This window comes from Janthinobacterium psychrotolerans (assembly GCF_001677885.1).
Classification (GTDB): domain Bacteria; phylum Pseudomonadota; class Gammaproteobacteria; order Burkholderiales; family Burkholderiaceae_D; genus Janthinobacterium; species Janthinobacterium psychrotolerans.
Genome location: NZ_LOCQ01000002.1, coordinates 1 through 1,035, shown reverse-complemented (window position 1 = coordinate 1,035; position 1,035 = coordinate 1). Strand labels below are relative to the sequence as shown.

At 48.7% G+C, this 1,035-nt stretch carries 2 tRNA genes and 1 rRNA gene; all 3 read left to right on the top strand.

Features of this window, described 5'->3' with window-relative positions:
- Positions 1-2 precede the first annotated feature (2 nt).
- A tRNA-Ile gene (locus ASR47_RS00030) sits at positions 3-79 on the top strand.
- Between the two features lie 18 nt (positions 80-97).
- Positions 98-173, top strand: a tRNA-Ala gene (locus ASR47_RS00025).
- Positions 174-429: 256 nt separating this feature from the next.
- A 23S ribosomal RNA gene (locus tag ASR47_RS00020) occupies positions 430-1,035 on the top strand; the annotation flags it as partial.

Below are 1,035 nucleotides of genomic sequence, written 5' to 3'. Positions count from 1 at the left end.
TTGGGGCTGTAGCTCAGCTGGTTAGAGCACCGTGTTGATAACGCGGGGGTCGTTGGTTCGAGTCCAACCAGCCCTACCAGTTAAGTAGTAAATCTCAGGGGGATTAGCTCAGCTGGGAGAGCACCTGCTTTGCAAGCAGGGGGTCGTCGGTTCGATCCCGTCATCCTCCACCAAGACTTTGAAAGTGCAAACGTAAGCCAGTCAGTGACTTGGGTTTAGGTTTGATCTTTTAGCGATCATTGCTGTTTCGTTCTTTAACAATCTGGAAGAAGTAAAGATTATTTATTGATCAAGTCTATGCGTGCAGGAATGCATGAGGCGACTTGATGGGTAATGATTGTATGTATCAACAAACAAGCAACAACGTTGTACTTTCTTATCCCTGTAGCGCTCTTTGATGACTTCGGTCTTCAGAGGCTAACGTTATAGGGACAAGCGAATAAGTGCACATGGTGGATGCCTTGGCGATTACAGGCGATGAAGGACGTAGTAGCTTGCGATAAGCTGCGGGGAGTGAGCAAACACACTTTGATCCGCAGATTTCCGAATGGGGCAACCCACCCTTTTAGGGTATTGCATACTGAATACATAGGTATGCAAGGCGAACGCGGCGAACTGAAACATCTAAGTAGCTGCAGGAAAAGAAATCAACCGAGATTCCCAAAGTAGCGGCGAGCGAAATGGGAAGAGCCTGTACGTGATAGTCGGACCGATAACAGAATCCTCTGGAAATAGGAGCCATAGCGGGTGATAGCCCCGTATGTGAAATCGGACCGGTGGTACTAAGCGTACGACAAGTAGGGCGGGACACGTGACATCCTGTCTGAATATGGGGGGACCATCCTCCAAGGCTAAATACTCGTAATCGACCGATAGTGAACCAGTACCGTGAGGGAAAGGCGAAAAGAACCCCGGAAGGGGAGTGAAATAGATCCTGAAACCGTGTGCATACAAACAGTAGGAGCGGACTTGTTCCGTGACTGCGTACCTTTTGTATAATGGGTCAGCGACTTACATTCAGTGGCAAGGTTAACC